Origin of the sequence: Streptomyces sp. NPDC014006 (genome assembly GCF_043088925.1) — a bacterium.
Classification (GTDB): domain Bacteria; phylum Actinomycetota; class Actinomycetes; order Streptomycetales; family Streptomycetaceae; genus Streptomyces.
In genome coordinates this window covers 196,062-214,411 of sequence record NZ_JBICAJ010000002.1, presented here as the reverse complement: position 1 = coordinate 214,411, position 18,350 = coordinate 196,062, and the positions used below count along the sequence as shown (strand labels likewise).

17 protein-coding genes and 1 riboswitch are annotated in these 18,350 nt (G+C 71.1%); of the genes, 16 read left to right on the top strand and 1 reads right to left on the bottom strand.

Translation table 11 applies throughout. The features are described from left to right. The first annotated feature begins 41 nt into the window (after window positions 1-41). From ACF1GV_RS07445 to ACF1GV_RS07375, 15 genes are all read left to right on the top strand, one after another. Complete coding sequence (locus tag ACF1GV_RS07445) at window positions 42-971, top strand: ABC transporter permease (RefSeq protein WP_363264080.1); 930 nt, start codon at window positions 42-44, stop codon at window positions 969-971. Continuing rightward, window positions 964-1,752, top strand: a complete 789-nt coding sequence (locus ACF1GV_RS07440; RefSeq protein WP_363264079.1) for an ABC transporter ATP-binding protein — start codon at window positions 964-966, stop codon at window positions 1,750-1,752. The genes ACF1GV_RS07445 and ACF1GV_RS07440 overlap by 8 nt, the downstream gene beginning before the upstream one ends. 361 nt (window positions 1,753-2,113) lie before the next feature. Continuing rightward, on the top strand, window positions 2,114-3,019 hold the full coding sequence (gene hpnC / locus ACF1GV_RS07435) for a squalene synthase HpnC (RefSeq protein ID WP_391678874.1): 906 nt from the start codon (window positions 2,114-2,116) through the stop codon (window positions 3,017-3,019). After that, on the top strand, window positions 3,016-3,966 hold the full coding sequence (gene hpnD, locus ACF1GV_RS07430) for a presqualene diphosphate synthase HpnD (RefSeq protein WP_391678872.1): 951 nt from the start codon (window positions 3,016-3,018) through the stop codon (window positions 3,964-3,966). Before hpnC ends, hpnD begins: the two co-directional genes overlap by 4 nt. Further along, complete coding sequence (locus ACF1GV_RS07425) at window positions 3,966-4,094, top strand: DUF6380 family protein (protein ID WP_391678871.1); 129 nt, start codon at window positions 3,966-3,968, stop codon at window positions 4,092-4,094. Before hpnD ends, ACF1GV_RS07425 begins: the two co-directional genes overlap by 1 nt. Continuing rightward, window positions 4,091-5,509 (top strand): hydroxysqualene dehydroxylase HpnE, encoded by a 1,419-nt coding sequence (gene hpnE / locus ACF1GV_RS07420; protein ID WP_391678869.1) that lies wholly within the window; start codon window positions 4,091-4,093, stop codon window positions 5,507-5,509. Before ACF1GV_RS07425 ends, hpnE begins: the two co-directional genes overlap by 4 nt. A gap of 71 nt (window positions 5,510-5,580) precedes the next feature. Next, window positions 5,581-6,645, top strand: coding sequence for a polyprenyl synthetase family protein (locus tag ACF1GV_RS07415; RefSeq protein ID WP_391679610.1), 1,065 nt, complete (start codon window positions 5,581-5,583; stop codon window positions 6,643-6,645). A gap of 119 nt (window positions 6,646-6,764) precedes the next feature. After that, window positions 6,765-8,789: a squalene--hopene cyclase gene (gene shc, locus ACF1GV_RS07410; RefSeq protein WP_391678867.1), complete on the top strand. Its 2,025-nt coding sequence runs from the start codon at window positions 6,765-6,767 to the stop codon at window positions 8,787-8,789. Beyond that, window positions 8,789-9,430 (top strand): 1-hydroxy-2-methyl-2-butenyl 4-diphosphate reductase, encoded by a 642-nt coding sequence (locus tag ACF1GV_RS07405; protein ID WP_391678865.1) that lies wholly within the window; start codon window positions 8,789-8,791, stop codon window positions 9,428-9,430. Before shc ends, ACF1GV_RS07405 begins: the two co-directional genes overlap by 1 nt. 5 nt (window positions 9,431-9,435) lie before the next feature. Further along, window positions 9,436-10,458 (top strand): adenosyl-hopene transferase HpnH, encoded by a 1,023-nt coding sequence (hpnH, locus tag ACF1GV_RS07400; protein ID WP_391678863.1) that lies wholly within the window; start codon window positions 9,436-9,438, stop codon window positions 10,456-10,458. A gap of 4 nt (window positions 10,459-10,462) precedes the next feature. Further along, window positions 10,463-11,626 (top strand): flavodoxin-dependent (E)-4-hydroxy-3-methylbut-2-enyl-diphosphate synthase, encoded by a 1,164-nt coding sequence (gene ispG / locus ACF1GV_RS07395; RefSeq protein WP_391678861.1) that lies wholly within the window; start codon window positions 10,463-10,465, stop codon window positions 11,624-11,626. Window positions 11,627-11,657: 31 nt separating this feature from the next. Beyond that, window positions 11,658-13,559, top strand: a complete 1,902-nt coding sequence (gene dxs, locus ACF1GV_RS07390) for a 1-deoxy-D-xylulose-5-phosphate synthase (RefSeq protein WP_391678859.1) — start codon at window positions 11,658-11,660, stop codon at window positions 13,557-13,559. Next, window positions 13,556-14,941 (top strand): aspartate aminotransferase family protein, encoded by a 1,386-nt coding sequence (locus ACF1GV_RS07385; protein ID WP_391678857.1) that lies wholly within the window; start codon window positions 13,556-13,558, stop codon window positions 14,939-14,941. Before dxs ends, ACF1GV_RS07385 begins: the two co-directional genes overlap by 4 nt. Before the next feature lie 113 nt (window positions 14,942-15,054). Continuing rightward, complete coding sequence (locus ACF1GV_RS07380; RefSeq protein ID WP_391678855.1) at window positions 15,055-15,675, top strand: helix-turn-helix domain-containing protein; 621 nt, start codon at window positions 15,055-15,057, stop codon at window positions 15,673-15,675. Beyond that, on the top strand, window positions 15,672-15,794 hold the full coding sequence (locus tag ACF1GV_RS07375; protein ID WP_391678852.1) for a DUF6126 family protein: 123 nt from the start codon (window positions 15,672-15,674) through the stop codon (window positions 15,792-15,794). The genes ACF1GV_RS07380 and ACF1GV_RS07375 overlap by 4 nt, the downstream gene beginning before the upstream one ends. A gap of 52 nt (window positions 15,795-15,846) precedes the next feature. On the opposite strand, the gene ACF1GV_RS07370 is transcribed toward ACF1GV_RS07375, so the two are convergent. After that, window positions 15,847-16,644, bottom strand: a complete 798-nt coding sequence (locus ACF1GV_RS07370) for a tyrosine-protein phosphatase (RefSeq protein WP_391678849.1) — start codon at window positions 16,642-16,644, stop codon at window positions 15,847-15,849. Between the two features lie 465 nt (window positions 16,645-17,109). After that, window positions 17,110-17,263: riboswitch (cyclic di-AMP (ydaO/yuaA leader) on the top strand. 5 nt (window positions 17,264-17,268) lie between these two features. Between ACF1GV_RS07370 and ACF1GV_RS07365 the strand changes: the two genes are divergently transcribed. Continuing rightward, window positions 17,269-18,162 carry a peptidoglycan DD-metalloendopeptidase family protein gene (locus ACF1GV_RS07365; RefSeq protein WP_391678846.1) on the top strand — a complete coding sequence of 298 codons (894 nt, stop codon included), beginning with the start codon at window positions 17,269-17,271 and terminating at the stop codon, window positions 18,160-18,162. The last annotated feature ends 188 nt before the right edge of the window (window positions 18,163-18,350 follow it).

Below are 18,350 nucleotides of genomic sequence, written 5' to 3'. Positions count from 1 at the left end.
CGCACAGGCTGCGCATCGAAACGAAGACGAAAGTTTCCACTGTGAGTGAGACAACGCACGATGGCGGAGTCGCGGTGAGCGCGGCCCCGTCGCCCGACGAGGGCCTCACGGCGGCGCAGCTCGCCGCCCGGCACGGGCTGGCCGTGAGCGGCGCCCGTCCTTCGCTGCCGAGTTACGTCCGTCAGCTGTGGGGTCGGCGCCACTTCATCATGGCCTTCTCCTCGGCGAAGCTGACCGCCCAGTACAGCCAGGCCAAGCTGGGCCAGCTGTGGCAGGTGGCCACGCCGCTGCTGAACGCGGCCGTGTACTACATGATCTTCGGGCTCATCCTGAAGGCCAACAGGGGCATGGAGCGCGAGGTGTACGTGCCGTTCCTGGTCACGGGCATCTTCGTCTTCACCTTCACGCAGAACTCGGTGATGGCCGGCGTCCGCGCGATCTCCGGGAACCTCGGCCTGGTGCGGGCGCTGCACTTCCCGCGCGCCTCGCTGCCGATCTCGTTCTCGCTGCAGCAGCTCCAGCAGCTGCTCTTCTCGATGATCGTGCTGTTCGTCTTCGCGATCGGGTTCGGCAGCTACCCGGACATGTCCTGGCTGCTGATCATTCCCATACTCCTGCTGCAGTTCTGCTTCAACACCGGGCTGTCGCTGATCATGGCGCGGGCCGGCGCCAAGACCCCGGACCTCGCGCAGCTCATGCCATTCATCATGCGCACCTGGATGTATGCGTCGGGCGTGATGTTCTCCATCCCGGTCATGCTGGCCGACAAGCCGGCGTGGATCGCCACGGTGCTCCAGTGGAACCCGACCGCGATCTACATGGACCTGATGCGCTTCGCGCTCATCGACGGCTACGGCGCGGGCAACCTGCCCGACCACGTCTGGGCGGCGGCCGGCGGCTGGGCCCTGCTGTTCGCGGTGGGCGGCTTCGTGTACTTCTGGAAGGCGGAGGAGAGGTACGGCCGTGGCTGAGCAACAGGGCACCGAACGCGTCCCGACGGTGATCGCGGACGGCGTGCACATCGTCTACCGCGTCAATGGCGCCAAGGGCGGCAAGGGCAGCGCGACCGCCGCCCTCAGCCGCATACTCAAACGGCGCTCCGGCGAGGAGGAGCGGGGTGTGCGCAAGGTGCACGCCGTGCGCGGCGTGTCGTTCGTCGCCTACAAGGGCGAGGCCATCGGCCTGATCGGCTCCAACGGCTCCGGCAAGTCGACCCTGCTGCGCGCCATCGCCGGGCTGCTGCCCTGCGAGCGGGGCCGGGTCTACACCGATGGCCAGCCCTCGCTGCTGGGTGTGAACGCGGCGCTGATGAACGACCTGACCGGCGAGCGCAACGTCATCCTCGGCGGCCTGGCCATGGGCATGTCCCGCGAGGAGATCAAGGCCCGCTACCAGGACATCGTCGACTTCTCCGGCATCAACGAGAAGGGCGACTTCATCACCCTGCCGATGCGCACGTACTCCTCCGGCATGGCCGCGCGTCTGCGGTTCTCCATCGCGGCCGCCAAGGACCACGACGTGCTGATGATCGACGAGGCGCTGGCCACCGGTGACGCGAAGTTCCAGAAGCGCTCCGAGGCGCGCATCCGGGAGCTGCGCAAGGAGGCCGGCACGGTGTTTCTGGTCAGTCACAGCAACAAGTCCATCCGCGACACATGCGACCGGGTGCTGTGGCTGGAACGCGGCGAGCTGCGCATGGACGGGCCCACCGAAGAGGTCCTCAAGGAGTACGAGAAGTTCACGGGCAAGTGACCCGCTGAGCGCAGGGCCCCGCCGGACCGGCTCCGGCGGGGCCCTCTCTTGTGCAAAGGAAGCGTCAACTCCGGCTGCTCCAAGGAATCTTGGCTTCAATCGGTGTGTTCTTGTGATGCGCAGGAAACCCCGGAGATCCTTGCGGCGTTGTACAACGTAAACTGGAGCGGTCCTCAAAGGCGGCAAGTGGGGAGATAGTGCGCGACACCCTCCGCCGGGGACGCCGCGCGGGGGCTCGGGCGGCGTGTCCGAAATAGTGTGTATCGGGTCCGCGGTGTAGAACGGGAGATGTGACGGCAATGGCTACGGAAACTCCCCAGCTGGGCGCAGCATGTGCCGTCCCCGCCCCGGGCAGCCGGCGGTGACGGACACGGCGACGACGCGACCCCGTACGGATCCGGAGCGCGGCACCCTCGCCAAGGCCGCGGACGAGAACTTCCCCGTGGCCCCCTTCTTCCTGCCCCGCGCCTGGCGCGACGACCTCATGGCCGTCTACGGCTTCGCCCGGCTGGTCGACGACATCGGTGACGGCGACCTCGCCCCCGGCGGCGCCGACGCGGAGCTGCTCGGCGTGCCGGAGAGCGACGCCGAGGACCGTCTCGTCCTGCTGGACGCCTTCGAGGCCGATCTGCGGCGCGTCTTCGACGGTGCCCCCCGCCATCCGCTGCTGCGCCGGCTCCAGCGCACGGTCCGCCGCCGCGCGCTGACCCCCGAGCCCTTCCTCGGGCTGATCGCGGCCAACCGTCAGGACCAGCTCGTCTCGCGCTACGAGACCTACGACGACCTCCTCGCGTACTGCGAACTGTCCGCCAATCCCGTGGGCCGCCTCGTGCTCGCCGTCACCGGCACCGCCACCCCCGAGCGGATCCGCCGCTCCGACCAGATCTGCACCGCCCTGCAGATCGTCGAGCACCTCCAGGACGTGGCCGAGGACCTCGGCCGTGACCGCATCTATCTGCCCGCCGCGGACATGAAACGCTTTCATATCCGGGAGGCGGATCTCGCCGCGGCGAGCGCGGGCGCTTCGGTGCGCGCGCTGGTCGCGTTCGAAGCGCAACGCGCCCGCCGGCTGCTGGATGAAGGCGCACCGCTGGTGGGCAGCGTCCAGGGCAGGCTGAAACTGCTGCTCGCGGGGTTCGTTGCGGGGGGAAGGGCGGCGATCGACGCGATCGCCGCCGCTGAATACGACGTACTTCCCGGCCCTCCCCAGCACGGCAAGGTCCAGTTGCTGCGCGAGGTGGGCCTGACCCTGCGAGGAGAGGGGTGATCCGGACCGTGGAGCCTGAGTCACACGTGTCCGCACCGGTACTCGCCGCCTACCGCTACTGCGAGGCCGTGACCGGACAGCAGGCCCGTAACTTCGCCTACGGCATCCGGCTGCTGCCCACGCCCAAGCGGCGCGCGATGTCGGCGCTGTACGCGTTCTCGCGTCGCGTCGACGACATCGGCGACGGCGCGCTCGGTAACGATGTCAAGGTGGCCCGGCTCGAGGACACCCGGGCGGTGCTGGCCCGCATCCGCGCCGGCGAGGTCGCCGACGACGACACCGACCCGGTCGCGGTCGCCCTCACCCACGCCGCCGCGCACTTCCCCGTCCCGCTGGGCGGCCTGGACGAGCTCATCGACGGCGTCCTGATGGACGTACGCGGCGAGACCTACGAGACCTGGGACGATCTGAAGGTCTACTGCCGCTGCGTGGCGGGCGCCATCGGCCGCCTCTCCCTCGGCGTGTTCGGTACGGAACCGGGAGCGCGCGGCGCCGAACGCGCGCCGGAGTACGCCGACACGCTCGGGCTCGCGCTGCAGCTCACCAACATCCTCAGGGACGTCCGCGAGGACGCCGAGGGCGGCCGCACCTACCTGCCCGCCGACGACCTGGCCAAATTCGGCTGCTCCGCCGGTTTCCGGGGGCCGACCCCACCGGAGGGCTCCGACTTCGCGGGCCTCGTGCACTTCGAAGTGCGACGGGCCCGCGCCCTTTTCGCCGAGGGCTACCGGCTGCTGCCGATGCTCGACCGGCGCAGCGGCGCCTGCGTGGCCGCGATGGCCGGCATCTACCGCCGGCTGCTGGACCGCATCGAACGCGAACCCGAGGCCGTCCTGCGCGGCCGCGTCTCGCTGCCCGGACACGAGAAGGCCTACGTCGCCGTGCGCGGCCTGTCCGGACTGGACGCCCGGCACATCTCCCGGCAGACCGTCAGGAGGCGCGCCTGATGGACCTCACCCCGGACGGTGGCATGCGGCAGGCAACCCTTCCCCGCGTGGCGGCGTCCCTGACGGCGACGGCCTCCCGTGCGGCCCTCGGGCAGCACGGCACGGCCGCGGGGGAGGGGACGCGATGAGCGACGGGACGCGGGCGGACTCGCCCGGGCCGGCCGGCTCCGGGCGGCACGCCGTCGTGGTCGGCGGCGGGCTCGCCGGCATCACCGCGGCGCTCGCGCTCGCCGACGCGGGCCTCGGCGTCACCCTGCTGGAGGGCCGGCCCAGACTCGGCGGCCTGGCCTTCTCCTTCCAGCGCGGTGACCTCACCGTCGACAACGGCCAGCATGTCTATCTGCGCTGCTGCACCGCCTACCGCTGGTTCCTGGAGCGCATCGACGGCGCCGCGCTCGCCCCGCTGCAGGACCGCCTCGACGTACCCGTGGTCGACCTCGACAGGCCCGCGGGGCGGCGGCTCGGCCGGCTGCGGCGCGACGCCCTGCCCGTACCGCTCCACCTGGGGCGCAGCCTCGCCACCTACCCGCACCTCTCGCTCGCCGAGCGGGCCAGGGTCGGGCGGGCCGCGCTCGCGCTCAAGGGACTCGACCTCGCCGACCCGGCCCTGGACACACAGGACTTCGGCAGCTGGCTGGCCGCGCACGGCCAGTCGGCGCGCGCCGTCGAGGCGCTGTGGGACCTGGTCGGGGTCGCCACTCTCAACGCGGTCGCCTCCGACGCCTCCCTCGCTCTCGCCGCGATGGTGTTCAAGACCGGTCTGCTGTCCGACCCGGGCGCGGCCGACATCGGCTGGGCGCGCGTTCCCCTGGGCGAGCTGCACGACCGGCTGGCCCGCAAGGCGCTCGACTCCGCGGGCGTGCGCACCGAAGTCCGTACACGCGTCACCTCCGTCAGTGAAGACGGAAACGGACGCCTGCGTGTTCAGATTCCCGGCGAGACGCTCACCGCGGACGCCGTCGTCCTCGCCGTACCGCAGCGCGAGACCCACGACCTGCTGCCGCCCGGCGCGCTCGACGCGCCCGGGGACCTGCTGCGGATCGGGACCGCGCCGATCCTCAACGTCCATGTCGTCTACGACCGCAAGGTGCTCGACGCACCCTTCCTCACCGCGCTGGGCTCCCCGGTGCAGTGGGTCTTCGACCGCACGGACGCCTCCGGGCTGCGCTCGGGCCAGTACCTGGCGCTGTCCCAGTCCGCCGTGCACGACGAGATCGACCTGCCCGTCGCCGAGCTGCGCGCACGCTATCTGCCCGAGCTTCAGCGGCTGCTGCCCGGCACGCGTGGTGCCGAGGTGCAGGACTTCTTCGTGACCCGGGAGCGCACCGCCACGTTCGCTCCCACCCCCGGCGTCGGGCGGCTGCGGCCCGGCGCCCGCACCAGAACCCCCGGCCTGTACCTGGCCGGAGCGTGGACCGCCACCGGGTGGCCCGCGACCATGGAGAGTGCGGTCCGCAGCGGTGTGAGCGCGGCCGAGGCCGCGCTCGGCGCCCTGGGCCGGCCCCGCCCCAGCCGTCTCTTCCCCCTCGAGGAGGCGGCGTGATGCTCGGTGAGCGCGGCGAGGCAGGTCCCCGCACCCCCGGTACCGCAACAAGAGGAGTAACTGTGCCCCCTGTGCCCCCGGCCTCGACGGCCGCTCGTGCCACCGAGGTGGACGTGGCCGCGCTGTTGGAGCGCGGCCGGACACTGGCCACGCCGGTACTGCGGGCGGCCGTCGACCGCCTGGCCCCTCCCATGGACACCGTCGCCGCCTACCACTTCGGCTGGATCGACGCCGCGGGCAACCCGTCCTCCGGCGACGGCGGCAAGGCGGTACGCCCCGCCCTGGCGGTGCTGTCCGCCGAGGTGACGGGGGCGGCACCCGAGGCGGGCGTCCCGGGCGCGGTCGCGGTCGAGCTCGTCCACAACTTCTCGCTGCTGCACGACGACCTCATGGACGGCGACGAACAGCGCCGCCACCGCGACACCGTGTGGAAGGTGCACGGCCCCGCCCAGGCCATTCTGGTCGGTGACGCCCTGTTCGCGCTGGCCAACGAGGTCCTGCTGGAGCTCGGCACCACCGACGCCGGGCGCGCCACGCGCCGGCTGACCACCGCCACCCGGGCCCTGATCGACGGTCAGGCGCAGGACATCTCCTACGAGCACCGCGATCGCGTCAGCGTCGAGGAGTGCCTGGAGATGGAGGGCAACAAGACCGGCGCCCTGCTCGCCTGCGCCAGCTCCATCGGTGCCGTCCTCGGCGGCGCCGACGACCGTACCGCGGACATGCTGGAGAAGTACGGCTACCACCTCGGCCTGGCCTTCCAGGCCGTCGACGACCTCCTCGGCATCTGGGGCGACCCGGACGCCACCGGCAAGCAGACCTGGAGCGATCTGCGCCAGCGCAAGAAGTCCCTGCCGGTCGTGGCCGCGCTCGCGGCGGGCGGCGCCGCCTCCGAGCAGCTCGGCGACCTGCTGGCCGCCGACGCCAAGGCGAGCGACTTCGCGAACTTCTCCGAGGAGGAGTTCGCGGCCCGCGCCCGCCTCATCGAGGAGGCCGGCGGCCGGGACTGGACCGCCGAGGAGGCGCGCCGCCAGCACACCATCGCCATCGAAGCCCTCGACGCCGTCGACATGCCCGACCGGGTGCGGGAGCAGTTCACGGCGCTCGCCGACTTCGTCGTCGTACGAAAGAGATGATCACTATCGAGCGAACATCCACCCTCGCGTAGTCGCCGGCCGGCAGCTCCGCCACGAGAGCACCGGCCGACGGCGGACCCACAGCAGCACGACGCGCACGACTGCACGAAGGGGAAGCCATGACAGCGACGACCGACGGAAGCACCGGGGCGACCTTGCCGCCCCGCGCTGCCGCGGCCAGCGAAACCGACACCCACACCCCCGGGGCGGCCGGGGTGCACGAAGCCGCCATCCGCGCCGTGCAGCGCGCCACCCACTACCTGCTCTCCACGCAGGATGCCGAGGGCTGGTGGAAGGGCGACCTCGAGACGAACGTCACGATGGACGCCGAGGACCTGCTGCTGCGCCAGTTCCTGGGCATCCGCGACGAGGCGACCACCCGCGCCGCCGCCCTGTTCATCCGCGGCGAGCAGCGTGAGGACGGCACCTGGGCCACCTTCTACGGCGGCCCCGGCGACCTGTCCGCCACCGTCGAGGCCTACGTCGCCCTGCGGCTGGCCGGGGACGCGGTCGACGCCCCGCACATGGCGAAGGCCTCCGCCTGGGTCCGCGAGCAGGGCGGAATCGCAGCGGCCCGCGTCTTCACCCGGATCTGGCTGGCCCTGTTCGGCTGGTGGAAGTGGGAGGACCTGCCCGAACTCCCGCCGGAACTGATCTGGTTCCCGCACTGGGTCCCGCTGAACATCTACGACTTCGGGTGCTGGGCCCGGCAGACGATCGTGCCGCTGACCGTCGTCTCCGCCAAGCGCCCGGTGCGCCCCGCGCCCTTCCCGCTGGACGAGCTGCACACCGACCCCGCGAACCCCAGCCCGGCCAAGGCGCTCGCGCCCGTGGCCAGTTGGGACGGCGCCTTCCAGCGCCTGGACAAGGGTCTGCACGTCCTGCGCAAGGTGGTGCCCAAGCGGCTGCGCAAGGCCGCGATGGACACCGCCGCCCGCTGGATCATCGAGCGCCAGGAGAACGACGGCTGCTGGGGCGGCATCCAGCCCCCGGCCGTGTACTCGGTCATCGCGCTGCACCTGCTCGGCTACGACCTCCAGCACCCCGTGATGCGCGCGGGACTCGAGTCGCTGGACCGTTTCGCCGTGTGGCGCGAGGACGGCGCCCGGATGATCGAGGCGTGTCAGTCACCGGTGTGGGACACCTGTCTTGCGACCATCGCGCTCGCCGACGCCGGCGTGCCCGCCGACCACCCGCAGCTGGTCAAGGCCGCCGACTGGATGCTGGGCGAGCAGATCGTGCGCCCCGGCGACTGGTCGGTGAAGCGGCCCGGACTGCCGCCCGGCGGCTGGGCGTTCGAGTTCCACAACGACAACTACCCCGACATCGACGACACCGCCGAGGTCGTCCTCGCGCTGCGCCGGGTCGTGCACCACGATCCCGAGCGCGTCGAGAAGGCCATCTCCCGCGGCGTGCGCTGGAACCTCGGCATGCAGTCGAAGAACGGCGCGTGGGGCGCCTTCGACGCCGACAACACCAGCCCCTTCCCCAACCGGCTGCCGTTCTGCGACTTCGGCGAGGTCATCGACCCGCCGTCGGCCGACGTCACCGCGCACGTCGTGGAGATGCTCGCCGTCGAGGGGCTCGCCCACGACCCGCGCACCCGGCGCGGCATCGCGTGGCTGCTGGCCGAACAGGAGGCGAACGGCTCGTGGTTCGGCCGCTGGGGCGTCAACTACGTCTACGGCACCGGCTCCGTCGTCCCCGCGCTGACCGCCGCCGGCCTGCCCGGCTCGCACCCCGCGATCCGGCGTGCCGTGGCGTGGCTGGAATCCGTGCAGAACGACGACGGCGGCTGGGGCGAGGACCTGCGCTCCTACAAGTACACCAAGGAGTGGAGCGGCAAGGGCCCCTCCACCGCCTCCCAGACGGCGTGGGCGCTGATGGCGCTGCTCGCGGCGGGGGAGAGGGACTCCAAGGCGGTCGAGCGCGGCATCGCATGGCTGGCCGCGACCCAGCGCGAGGACGGCTCCTGGGACGAGCCCTACTTCACCGGCACCGGCTTCCCCTGGGACTTCTCCATCAACTACCACCTGTACCGGCAGGTGTTCCCGCTCACCGCGCTCGGCCGGTACGTCCACGGCGACCCCTTCGCCGACCGGCTCCCGGCACACCGGGCCCACGCCGAGGCCAAGGGGGCCTGATGAGCACCCAGCCCGCCCTGGCCCCGCTGCTGATCGCCTGCGCGCTCGGCATCGAGCACCTCGCCCTGCGCGCCGGCGACAAGAGCGGGGCGGGCGGGCCGGTAACCGTGCTGCGCACCGGCATGGGGCCCAGGGCGGCCGAGCGCGCGGTCGAGCGGGCCCTGGCCACCCCGGCGCTGGCCGACGCCGCCGTCGTCGCCACCGGCTTCTGCGCGGGGCTCGCCCCCGGGATGCACCCCGGCGACCTGGTCGTGGCCGAGGAGACCAGGGACCAGCGCTCGACGGTCGCCTGCGTCGGCACCGAACTGCTCGTGAAGGAGCTCTCCCGCACCCTTCCCGGGCGCACCGTGCACACCGGTCCGCTCACCGGCTCCGACCACGTCGTACACGGCGCCGAACGGTCCGCGCTGGCCGCCGGTGGCGCGATCGCCGTGGACATGGAGTCGGCGGCCACGCTCTTCAGCGCCGTCCGGGCCGGCGTACGCCCGGTTGCGGCCGTCCGGGTGGTCGTGGACGCTCCAGAACATGAACTCGTCCGGATCGGCACGATACGCGGTGGAATATCAGCTTTCCGTGTTCTTCGGTCTGTATTGCCTATTTTTTTCGAATGGCACCGTAATGTGCTGCTCCCCCGGAGGTGAGCCAGATGGCCATGCCGCTGCGCCAGTCCATCAAGGTCGCTACATACCTGGCCGAACAGAAGCTGCGCAAGCGGGACAAGTTCCCGCTGATCGTGGAGCTCGAGCCGCTCTTCGCGTGCAACCTCAAATGTGAGGGCTGCGGCAAGATCCAGCACCCGGCGGGCGTGCTCAAGCAGCGCATGCCGGTCGCGCAGGCCGTGGGCGCCGTACTGGAGTCGGGTGCGCCGATGGTGTCCATCGCGGGCGGCGAGCCCCTGATGCATCCGCAGATCGACGAGATCGTGCGCCAGTTGGTGGCCAAGCGGAAATACGTCTTCCTGTGCACGAACGCCATGCTCCTGCGCAAGAAGATCGACAAGTTCACGCCCTCCCCGTACTTCGCCTTCGCCGTGCACATCGACGGGCTGCGCGAGCGGCACGACGAGTCCGTGGCGAAGGAGGGCGTGTTCGACGAGGCGGTGGAGGCCATCAAGGAGGCCAAGCGGCGCGGCTTCCGGGTCACCACCAACTCCACCTTCTTCAACACCGACACCCCGCAGACCATCATCGAGGTGCTCAACTTCCTCAACGACGACCTGAAGGTCGACGAGATGATGATCTCGCCCGCCTACGCCTACGAGAAGGCCCCCGACCAGGAGCACTTCCTCGGCGTCGAGCAGACCCGCGAGCTGTTCAAGAAGGCCTTCGCGGGCGGCAACCGCAAGAAGTGGCGGCTCAACCACTCCCCGCTGTTCCTCGACTTCCTCGAGGGCAAGGTCGACTTCCCGTGCACCGCCTGGGCGATCCCCAACTACTCGCTCTTCGGCTGGCAGCGCCCCTGCTACCTGATGAGCGACGGCTACGTGCCGACCTACCGCGAGCTGATCGAGGAGACCGACTGGGACAAGTACGGCCGCGGCAAGGACCCGCGCTGCGCCAACTGCATGGCGCACTGCGGCTACGAGCCCACCGCCGTGCTGGCCACGATGGGATCGCTCAAGGAGTCCCTGCGCGCCATGCGCGAGACCGTCTCAGGGAACCGGGAGTGAGGCGATGACCGCCGTGTCCCTCCCCGTCCCCGAGGTACCGGCCCGGCCGGTCGCCGCGCGACGCGTGTCGCGGCAGATCCAGGTCGGGCCGGTGCCGGTCGGGGGCGGGGCCCCGGTGTCGGTGCAGTCGATGACGACGACCCGCACGTCCGACATCGGCGCCACGCTCCAGCAGATCGCCGAGCTGACCGCCTCCGGCTGCCAGATCGTGCGGGTGGCCTGCCCGACGCAGGACGACGCCGACGCGCTCGCCACGATCGCCCGCAAGTCGCAGCTCCCGGTCATCGCCGACATCCACTTCCAGCCGAAGTACGTCTTCGCCGCGATCGAGGCCGGCTGCGCCGCGGTCCGCGTCAACCCCGGCAACATCAAGCAGTTCGACGACAAGGTCAGGGAGATCGCCAAGGCCGCCAAGGACCACGGCACCCCGATCCGCATCGGCGTCAACGCCGGCTCCCTGGACCGGCGCCTGCTCCAGAAGTACGGCAAGGCGACCCCCGAGGCCCTGGTGGAGTCGGCCCTGTGGGAGGCGTCCCTCTTCGAGGAGCACGACTTCCGCGACATCAAGATCTCCGTCAAGCACAACGACCCGGTCGTGATGATCGAGGCCTACCGCCAGCTCGCCGAGCAGTGCGACTACCCGCTCCACCTGGGCGTGACGGAGGCCGGTCCGGCGTTCCAGGGCACGATCAAGTCGGCGGTCGCCTTCGGCGCGCTGCTCTCGCAGGGCATCGGCGACACCATCCGGGTGTCGCTGTCCGCGCCGCCCGCCGAGGAGGTCAAGGTCGGCATCCAGATCCTGCAGTCCCTGGGCCTGAAGGAGCGCCGGCTGGAGATCGTCTCGTGTCCGTCCTGCGGCCGTGCCCAGGTCGACGTCTACAAGCTGGCCGACGAGGTCACGGCCGGCCTGGAGGGCATGGAAGTCCCCCTGCGGGTGGCCGTGATGGGGTGCGTGGTCAACGGCCCCGGCGAGGCACGGGAGGCGGACCTGGGCGTCGCCTCCGGAAACGGCAAGGGGCAGATCTTCGTCAAGGGCGAGGTCGTCAGGACCGTACCCGAGTCGAAGATCGTCGAGACCCTGATCGAGGAGGCGATGAAGATCGCCGAGCAGATGGAGCGGGAGGGCTCCGGACCGGCCAACGGGAGACCGGCAGTGACGGTGAGTTGACATACGGCACGGACCGAGAGGGGGCCCGAGCGTGACGATCCTGGAGGACATCCGGCAACCACGCGACCTGAAGGCGCTGTCGGAGGCGCAACTGAGCGAACTGTCGGACGACATACGCGAGTTCCTGGTGCAGGCGGTCACCCGGACCGGCGGACACCTCGGGCCCAACCTGGGCGTGGTGGAGCTGACGATCGCCCTGCACCGGGTCTTCGAGTCGCCGGCCGACCGCATCCTGTGGGACACCGGCCACCAGTCCTACGTGCACAAGCTGCTGACGGGACGTCAGGACTTCTCCAAGCTCCGCGGCAAGGGCGGCCTGTCCGGCTACCCCTCGCGCGAGGAGTCCGAGCACGACGTCATCGAGAACAGCCACGCCTCCACCGCGCTCGGCTGGGCCGACGGACTCGCCAAGGCCCGCCAGGTGCAGGGGGAGAAGGGCCACGTCGTCGCGGTGATCGGGGACGGCGCGCTGACCGGTGGCATGGCCTGGGAGGCACTGAACAACATCGCGGCGGCCAGGGACCGGCCGCTCATCATCGTCGTCAACGACAACGAACGCTCCTACGCCCCCACCATAGGCGGCCTCGCCAACCACCTGGCGACGCTGCGCACCACCGACTCCTACGAGAAGGTCCTCGCCTGGGGCAAGGCCGCGCTGCTGCGCACACCCGTCGTGGGCAACACGGTCTACGAGTCCCTGCACGGCGCGAAGAAGGGCTTCAAGGACGCCTTCGCACCGCAGGGCATGTTCGAGGACCTGGGCCTGAAGTACGTCGGCCCGATCGACGGGCACGACATCCGGGCCGTCGAGTCGGCGCTGCGGCGCGCCAAGCGGTTCCACGGCCCGGTGCTGGTGCACTGCCTCACGGTCAAGGGGCGCGGTTACGAACCCGCCCTGCGCAACGAGGAGGACCACTTCCACACCGTCGGCGTCATCGACCCGCTCACCTGCGCGCCGCTCGTGCCGGCCGACGGGCCGTCGTGGACGTCGGTGTTCGGCGACGAGATCGTGCGGATCGGCGAGGAGCGGGACGACGTCGTCGCGATCACGGCGGCCATGCTGCACCCGGTGGGCCTCGGCGAGTTCGCCGCCCGCTTCCCGGACCGCGTGTGGGACGTCGGCATCGCCGAACAGCACGCGGCCGTCTCCGCGGCCGGCCTGGCCACCGGCGGACTGCACCCGGTCGTCGCGGTCTACGCCACCTTCCTCAACCGCGCCTTCGACCAGCTGCTGATGGACGTCGCCCTGCACCGCTGCGGGGTCACCTTCGTCCTCGACCGGGCCGGCGTCACCGGGGTCGACGGGCCCTCCCACAACGGCATGTGGGACATGTCCGTCCTCCAGGTCGTGCCCGGCCTCAGGATCGCCGCGCCGCGCGACGCCGACCAGCTGCGCGCCCAGCTGCGCGAGGCCGTCGCCGTGGACGACGCTCCGACCCTGGTCCGCTTCCCGAAGGAGTCCGTCGGCGCGTCGATCCCGGCGATCGACCGCGTGGGCGGCCTCGACGTGCTGCACCGCTCGGCCGGGAGCCCGCAGGTCCTCCTGGTCGCGGTCGGCGTGATGGCGCCCGTGTGTCTGCAGGCCGCCGAGCTGCTGGCGGCCCGGGGCATCGGCTGCACGGTCGTCGACCCGCGCTGGGTCAAGCCCGTCGACGCGGCGCTGCCGGGCCTCGCGGCCGAACACCGGCTGGTTGCCGTCGTCGAGGACAACAGCCGCGCGGCGGGCGTCGGCAGCGCGGTGGCCCTCGCCCTCGGCGACGCCGACGTGGATGTGCCGGTACGGCGCTTCGGCATCCCGGAGCAGTTTCTCGCCCACGCCAAGCGCGGTGAGGTGCTGGCCGACATCGGCCTCACCCCCGTCGAGGTGGCCGGCCGGATCAGCGCGAGTCTGGCCGTGAGGGACCTGGACGGCCCAGTCAAGGAGAGTGAATGACCACCGAGTTCGACCTCGGCGCCCTGCTCGCCGAGCGTGGAGCCGAACGCTACGAGCTGCACGCGCGGTACCTCAACCCGCAGCTTCCGCGCATGCTGCGCACCATCGGCTTCGACAAGGTCTACGAGCGCGCCGAGGGCGCCCACTTCTTCGACGCCGAGGGCAACGACTACCTCGACATGCTCGCCGGGTTCGGGGTGATGGGCCTCGGCCGCCACCACCCCGTCGTCCGCAAGGCGCTGCACGACGTGCTCGACCTCGGCCTCGCCGACCTCACCCGTTTCGACTGCCAGCCGCTGCCCGGCCTGCTCGCCGAACGGCTGCTCGCGCACAGCCCGCATCTGGACCGGGTGTTCTTCGGCAACAGCGGCACCGAGGCCGTCGAGACGGCCCTGAAGTTCGCCCGGTACGCCACCGGCAAGCCGCGCGTCCTGTACTGCGACCACGCCTTCCACGGGCTGACCACCGGCTCGCTGTCGGTCAACGGCGAGTCCGGCTTCCGGGACGGCTTCGCCCCGCTGCTGCCCGACACGGCTGTCCCCCTCGGCGACCTCGACGCGCTCGCGCGGGAGCTGCGCAAGGGCGACGTCGCCGCCCTGATCGTCGAGCCGATCCAGGGCAAGGGCGTGCACGAGGCCCCGCCCGGCTATCTGCGCGCCGCGCAGGAGCTGCTGCGCCGCCACAAGGCGCTGCTCATCGCCGACGAGGTGCAGACCGGCCTCGGCCGCACCGGCGACTTCTACGCCTACCAGCACGAGGACGGCGTCGAACCCGACCTGGTCTGCGTCGCCAAGGCCCTCTCCGGCGGCTATGTGCCGGTGGGCGCCACCCTGGGCAGGGAGTGGATCTTCAAGAAGGTCTACTCGTCCATGGACCGCGTCCTGGTCCACTCGGCGAGCTTCGGCTCCAATGCCCAGGCGATGGCATGCGGCCTCGCCGTACTGTCGGTCATGGAGCAGGAGCAGATCGTCGCCGGGGTGCGCAGGACCGGCGAGCTGCTGAGGTCCCGGCTCGCCGCGCTGACCGAGAAGTACGAACTGCTCGCCGACGTCCGCGGCCGAGGCCTGATGATCGGCATCGAGTTCGGCCGGCCCGCCTCGCTGAAGCTGCGCAGCCGCTGGACCATGCTCCAGGCCGCCCGTAAGGGCCTGTTCGCACAGATGGTGGTCGTGCCGCTGCTCCAGCGGCATCGGATCCTCACCCAGGTCTCCGGCGACCACCTCGAAGTGATCAAGCTGATCCCGCCGCTGATCATCGACGAGGCGGACGTGGACCGCTTCGTCGACGCCTTCACCGCCGTGATGGACGACGCGCACAGCGGCAACGGGCTGATGTGGGACTTCGGCAAGACGCTGATCAAGCAGGCCGTGACGAACCGGTAGCGGCACACGGCGGGCCGGGCCGGGCCGGGTGGGTGAGCCGCGCGGGCAGTGGCAGACTTTGCCTCTGAGGCAACAAATTTGCCACAGAGGCAAGCCTGCGGCTGAATGGGGACATGAGTTCCTCCGAGTCCCCTGCGGAACCGGCCGGCGGCCTGCCCGCGGTGGCCCCGCAGCTGCGGTCCCTGCGCCGCCGCGCCGGCCTCACCCTGGAGGCCGCCGCCCGCGCCGCCGGACTCTCCCCGGCCCATCTGTCCCGCCTGGAGACCGGGCAGCGCCAGCCCTCGCTGCCGATGCTGCTCGCGCTGGCCCGTATCTACGGTACGACCGTCTCGGAGCTGCTCGGCGAGAGCGTCGCCGAGCGGGACGCCGTGGTGCGCGGCTCCGACATGGAGCCGACGGCGGCCGGCGGCTGGACGTACCGGCAGGCCGGCGCGCCGGGCCGCGGTATGCAGGCCCTGCGGGTGCAGGTGCCCTATGGCGCGCAGGGTGACATCGTGCGCGTACACCCCGGCGAGGAGTGGCTGTACGTCCTGACCGGACGGCTCAGGCTGCGCCTGGGGGACACCACCCACCGGCTCGGCCCGGGGGACAGCGCGCACTTCGACTCCATGACCCCGCACCGGATCGCCGCCGACGACCCCGCCGGTCTGGAGCTGCTGTTCGTCCACACCCTGCTGCAGAGCCCCACGGCCACGCTGTGCCTGGGGCCCGCCCACCCTGGAGAGGCGCGATGAGCAACGTCGAGGAGAAGTTCCCCCGGACCCTGTGGATCCGGCTCATCATCTACATCGCCGTCGGCCATGTCCTGGCCGGCTTCGTCTGGCTGCTGTTCGAGCTGGGCGCCCGGCAGTAGGCCCCTCGGCGGGCACGGCGGGCACGGCCGGCCGCGCGGTCGCTTCCGCAGCTCAGTCGAGCAGGCGTGCCCGCAGCCGCTCCCGGGTCTCGGGGGTGAGCCGCAGTCCCTGCTCCAGGTAGGCGTCGACGCCGCCCCAGGTCTCCTCGATGGTCTCCAGCGCCGCAGTGAGGTACTCGGCGCGCGCGTCGAAGAGCGGGCTGAGCAGCTCCATCACCTCGGGCGTGTAGGCCGACTCGGCCGAGCCGCTGCGGCGCACCTTGTAGCGGCGGTGCTTCTCGTTGGACTTCAGGTAGTCCTCGACGATGGCGTCCTTCTCCACGCCCAGGGCGAGCAGGGTGACCGCTATCGACAGGCCCGCGCGGTCCTTGCCCGCGGCGCAGTGCATCAGGGCCGGGACGTTGTCCTCGGCGAGCGCGTGCAGCACCCGGGAGTGCTCGGCGGTGCGCTCCTTGATGATCGTGCGGTAGGAGGCGATCATCCGGTTCGCTCCCTTGCCGTCGGCGAGGATGCCGCGCAGCTGCTCGAGATCGCCGTCGCGCACCATCTTCCAGAACTCGGCGCCGTCCGCCGGGTCCGACAGCGGCAGATTGACGTTGCGCACGCCCGGCAGCTCGACGTCCGGCCCCTCCAGCGTCTGGTCGGCCGCGTTGCGGAAGTCGAAGATCGTGTGCAGCCCCAGGGTGGCGAGGTACGCCGCGTCCTCGGGCGTCGCGTGAGCGAGGTGGCCGCTGCGGAACAGCACGCCGTGCCGCACCCGCCGACCGTCGATCGTGGGAAGTCCGCCCACGTCTCGGAAGTTGCGCACTCCGGCCAGCTCGGGTTCGGTCGACGGCACCTGCTGCGTCACGAAGGGCTCCTCCCGCTCGTACCCGCCGACGCGGCTCGAATGGCCGACGGGCTGCCCTTCGACGATACGACATGGATTCCCGGGGCAACCGGTTGCACCGGCCTCCCGACCGAGGTGTACGAATGGGCTGGTAATCCCTCGGCGTCACATCTGGGCTTTCTGCCCGAATTGGCCTCTTGTTCCCAACTCGCGTGGAAATAGGGGTCACTGGAAGGTGAGCGCGTGAGGAGCGTCATAACCGTGACCGTCCGTCGTACGTCATGTCCACGTAATGGCGGTGGATTTGCTGGTGAATTGACGAGCTGACAGCAGATCGAATTCACGCAGTGTGACGGCGGATTCCCTCATTGGATCACGATAAACGCCCGTTCACGCAACCTCCTGCTTGTCCCTGTGCGTCCTGCTCGCTTACGTTCCCACCGAATCCGGACGGACGCCGAATCCTGCCGCCGTCCGGCGCACCGCACCCACCCACCCGACGCACGGCAGGAGCGGGGGACCCACAGGTACGACCGCCTGTTCCGGTTCCCGGAACGGCTATGGGGTGAAGCCGCACCCAGCGGCCGGGCATCTCCAGCCCGAACCCGACAGCTCACCTCGCAGGCGCCGGAGAGGAAAAGCGCCATGCCCGCAAAGGGTAAGCACCGTCGTCCGAAGACCCAGCGTCTCGCCCGCACTCTCGCCGTCGTCGGCACCGGTGGCGCCGCGCTCGCGCTGCCGCTCATGGGCGCCGCCGGAGCGCACGCCGCCACGCCGCAGAGCGCCGCCCAGTCGGTGTCCGCCAAGGCCGTCCAGAGCCTGCCGTCCGCCGAGAAGAAGGCGACGCGGTCCGGGGTGCGCCTCTACACCGTCAAGTCCGGCGACTACCTGTCGAAGATCGCCGACGAGCAGCATGTCGCCGGCGGCTGGAAGAAGCTGTACGAGGACAACCGTGAGGTCGTCGGCAGCGACCCGTCGCTCATCCACCCCGGTCTGAAGCTGACCCTCGGCAAGAAGGCCGCCGTGGCGCACAAGGCCGCCCCGTCGCACAAGAGCGAGGCGCCCGCGCACAAGTCCGCCGCCAAGCCCGCGAAGGCCGCCGAGCCCGCCCGGTCGACGAGCACCGCCGCCGGCTTCACCCTCCCGGTCAGCGGCGCCACCATCGGCACCGCCTACCACACCGCCGGCAGCATGTGGGCCAGCGGCTACCACACCGGCGTCGACTTCGTCGTCCCGACCGGCACCACCGTCAAGGCCGTCGGCGCGGGCACCGTCGTCTCCGCCGGCTGGGGCGGCGCCTACGGCAACCAGGTCGTCATCAAGCTGAACGACGGCTACTACGCCCAGTACGCCCACCTGTCCCAGCTCTCCGTCTCGGCCGGCCAGACCGTGACCGCGGGCCAGCAGCTCGGCCTGTCCGGCGCGACCGGCAACGTGACCGGCCCGCACCTGCACTTCGAGATCCGCACCACGCCGGACTACGGCTCCGACGTGGACCCGGTCGCCTACCTGCGCGCCCACGGCGTCACCGTCGGCTGACCCCGCGCCGCCCCGGCGGCCACCCGTCTGACACGCCACCAAGGCCGGACCCCGATCCACGGGCGTCCGGCCTTCGGTGTGTCCGGCCCCTCGATGTGTCCGGACCGGCCGGGGTTTTCCGGCCGGAGCGCTTATTCCCGACACGGCCGGACATGTGGAGTGGCTTATCTCACCGCCCGTCAACCCTT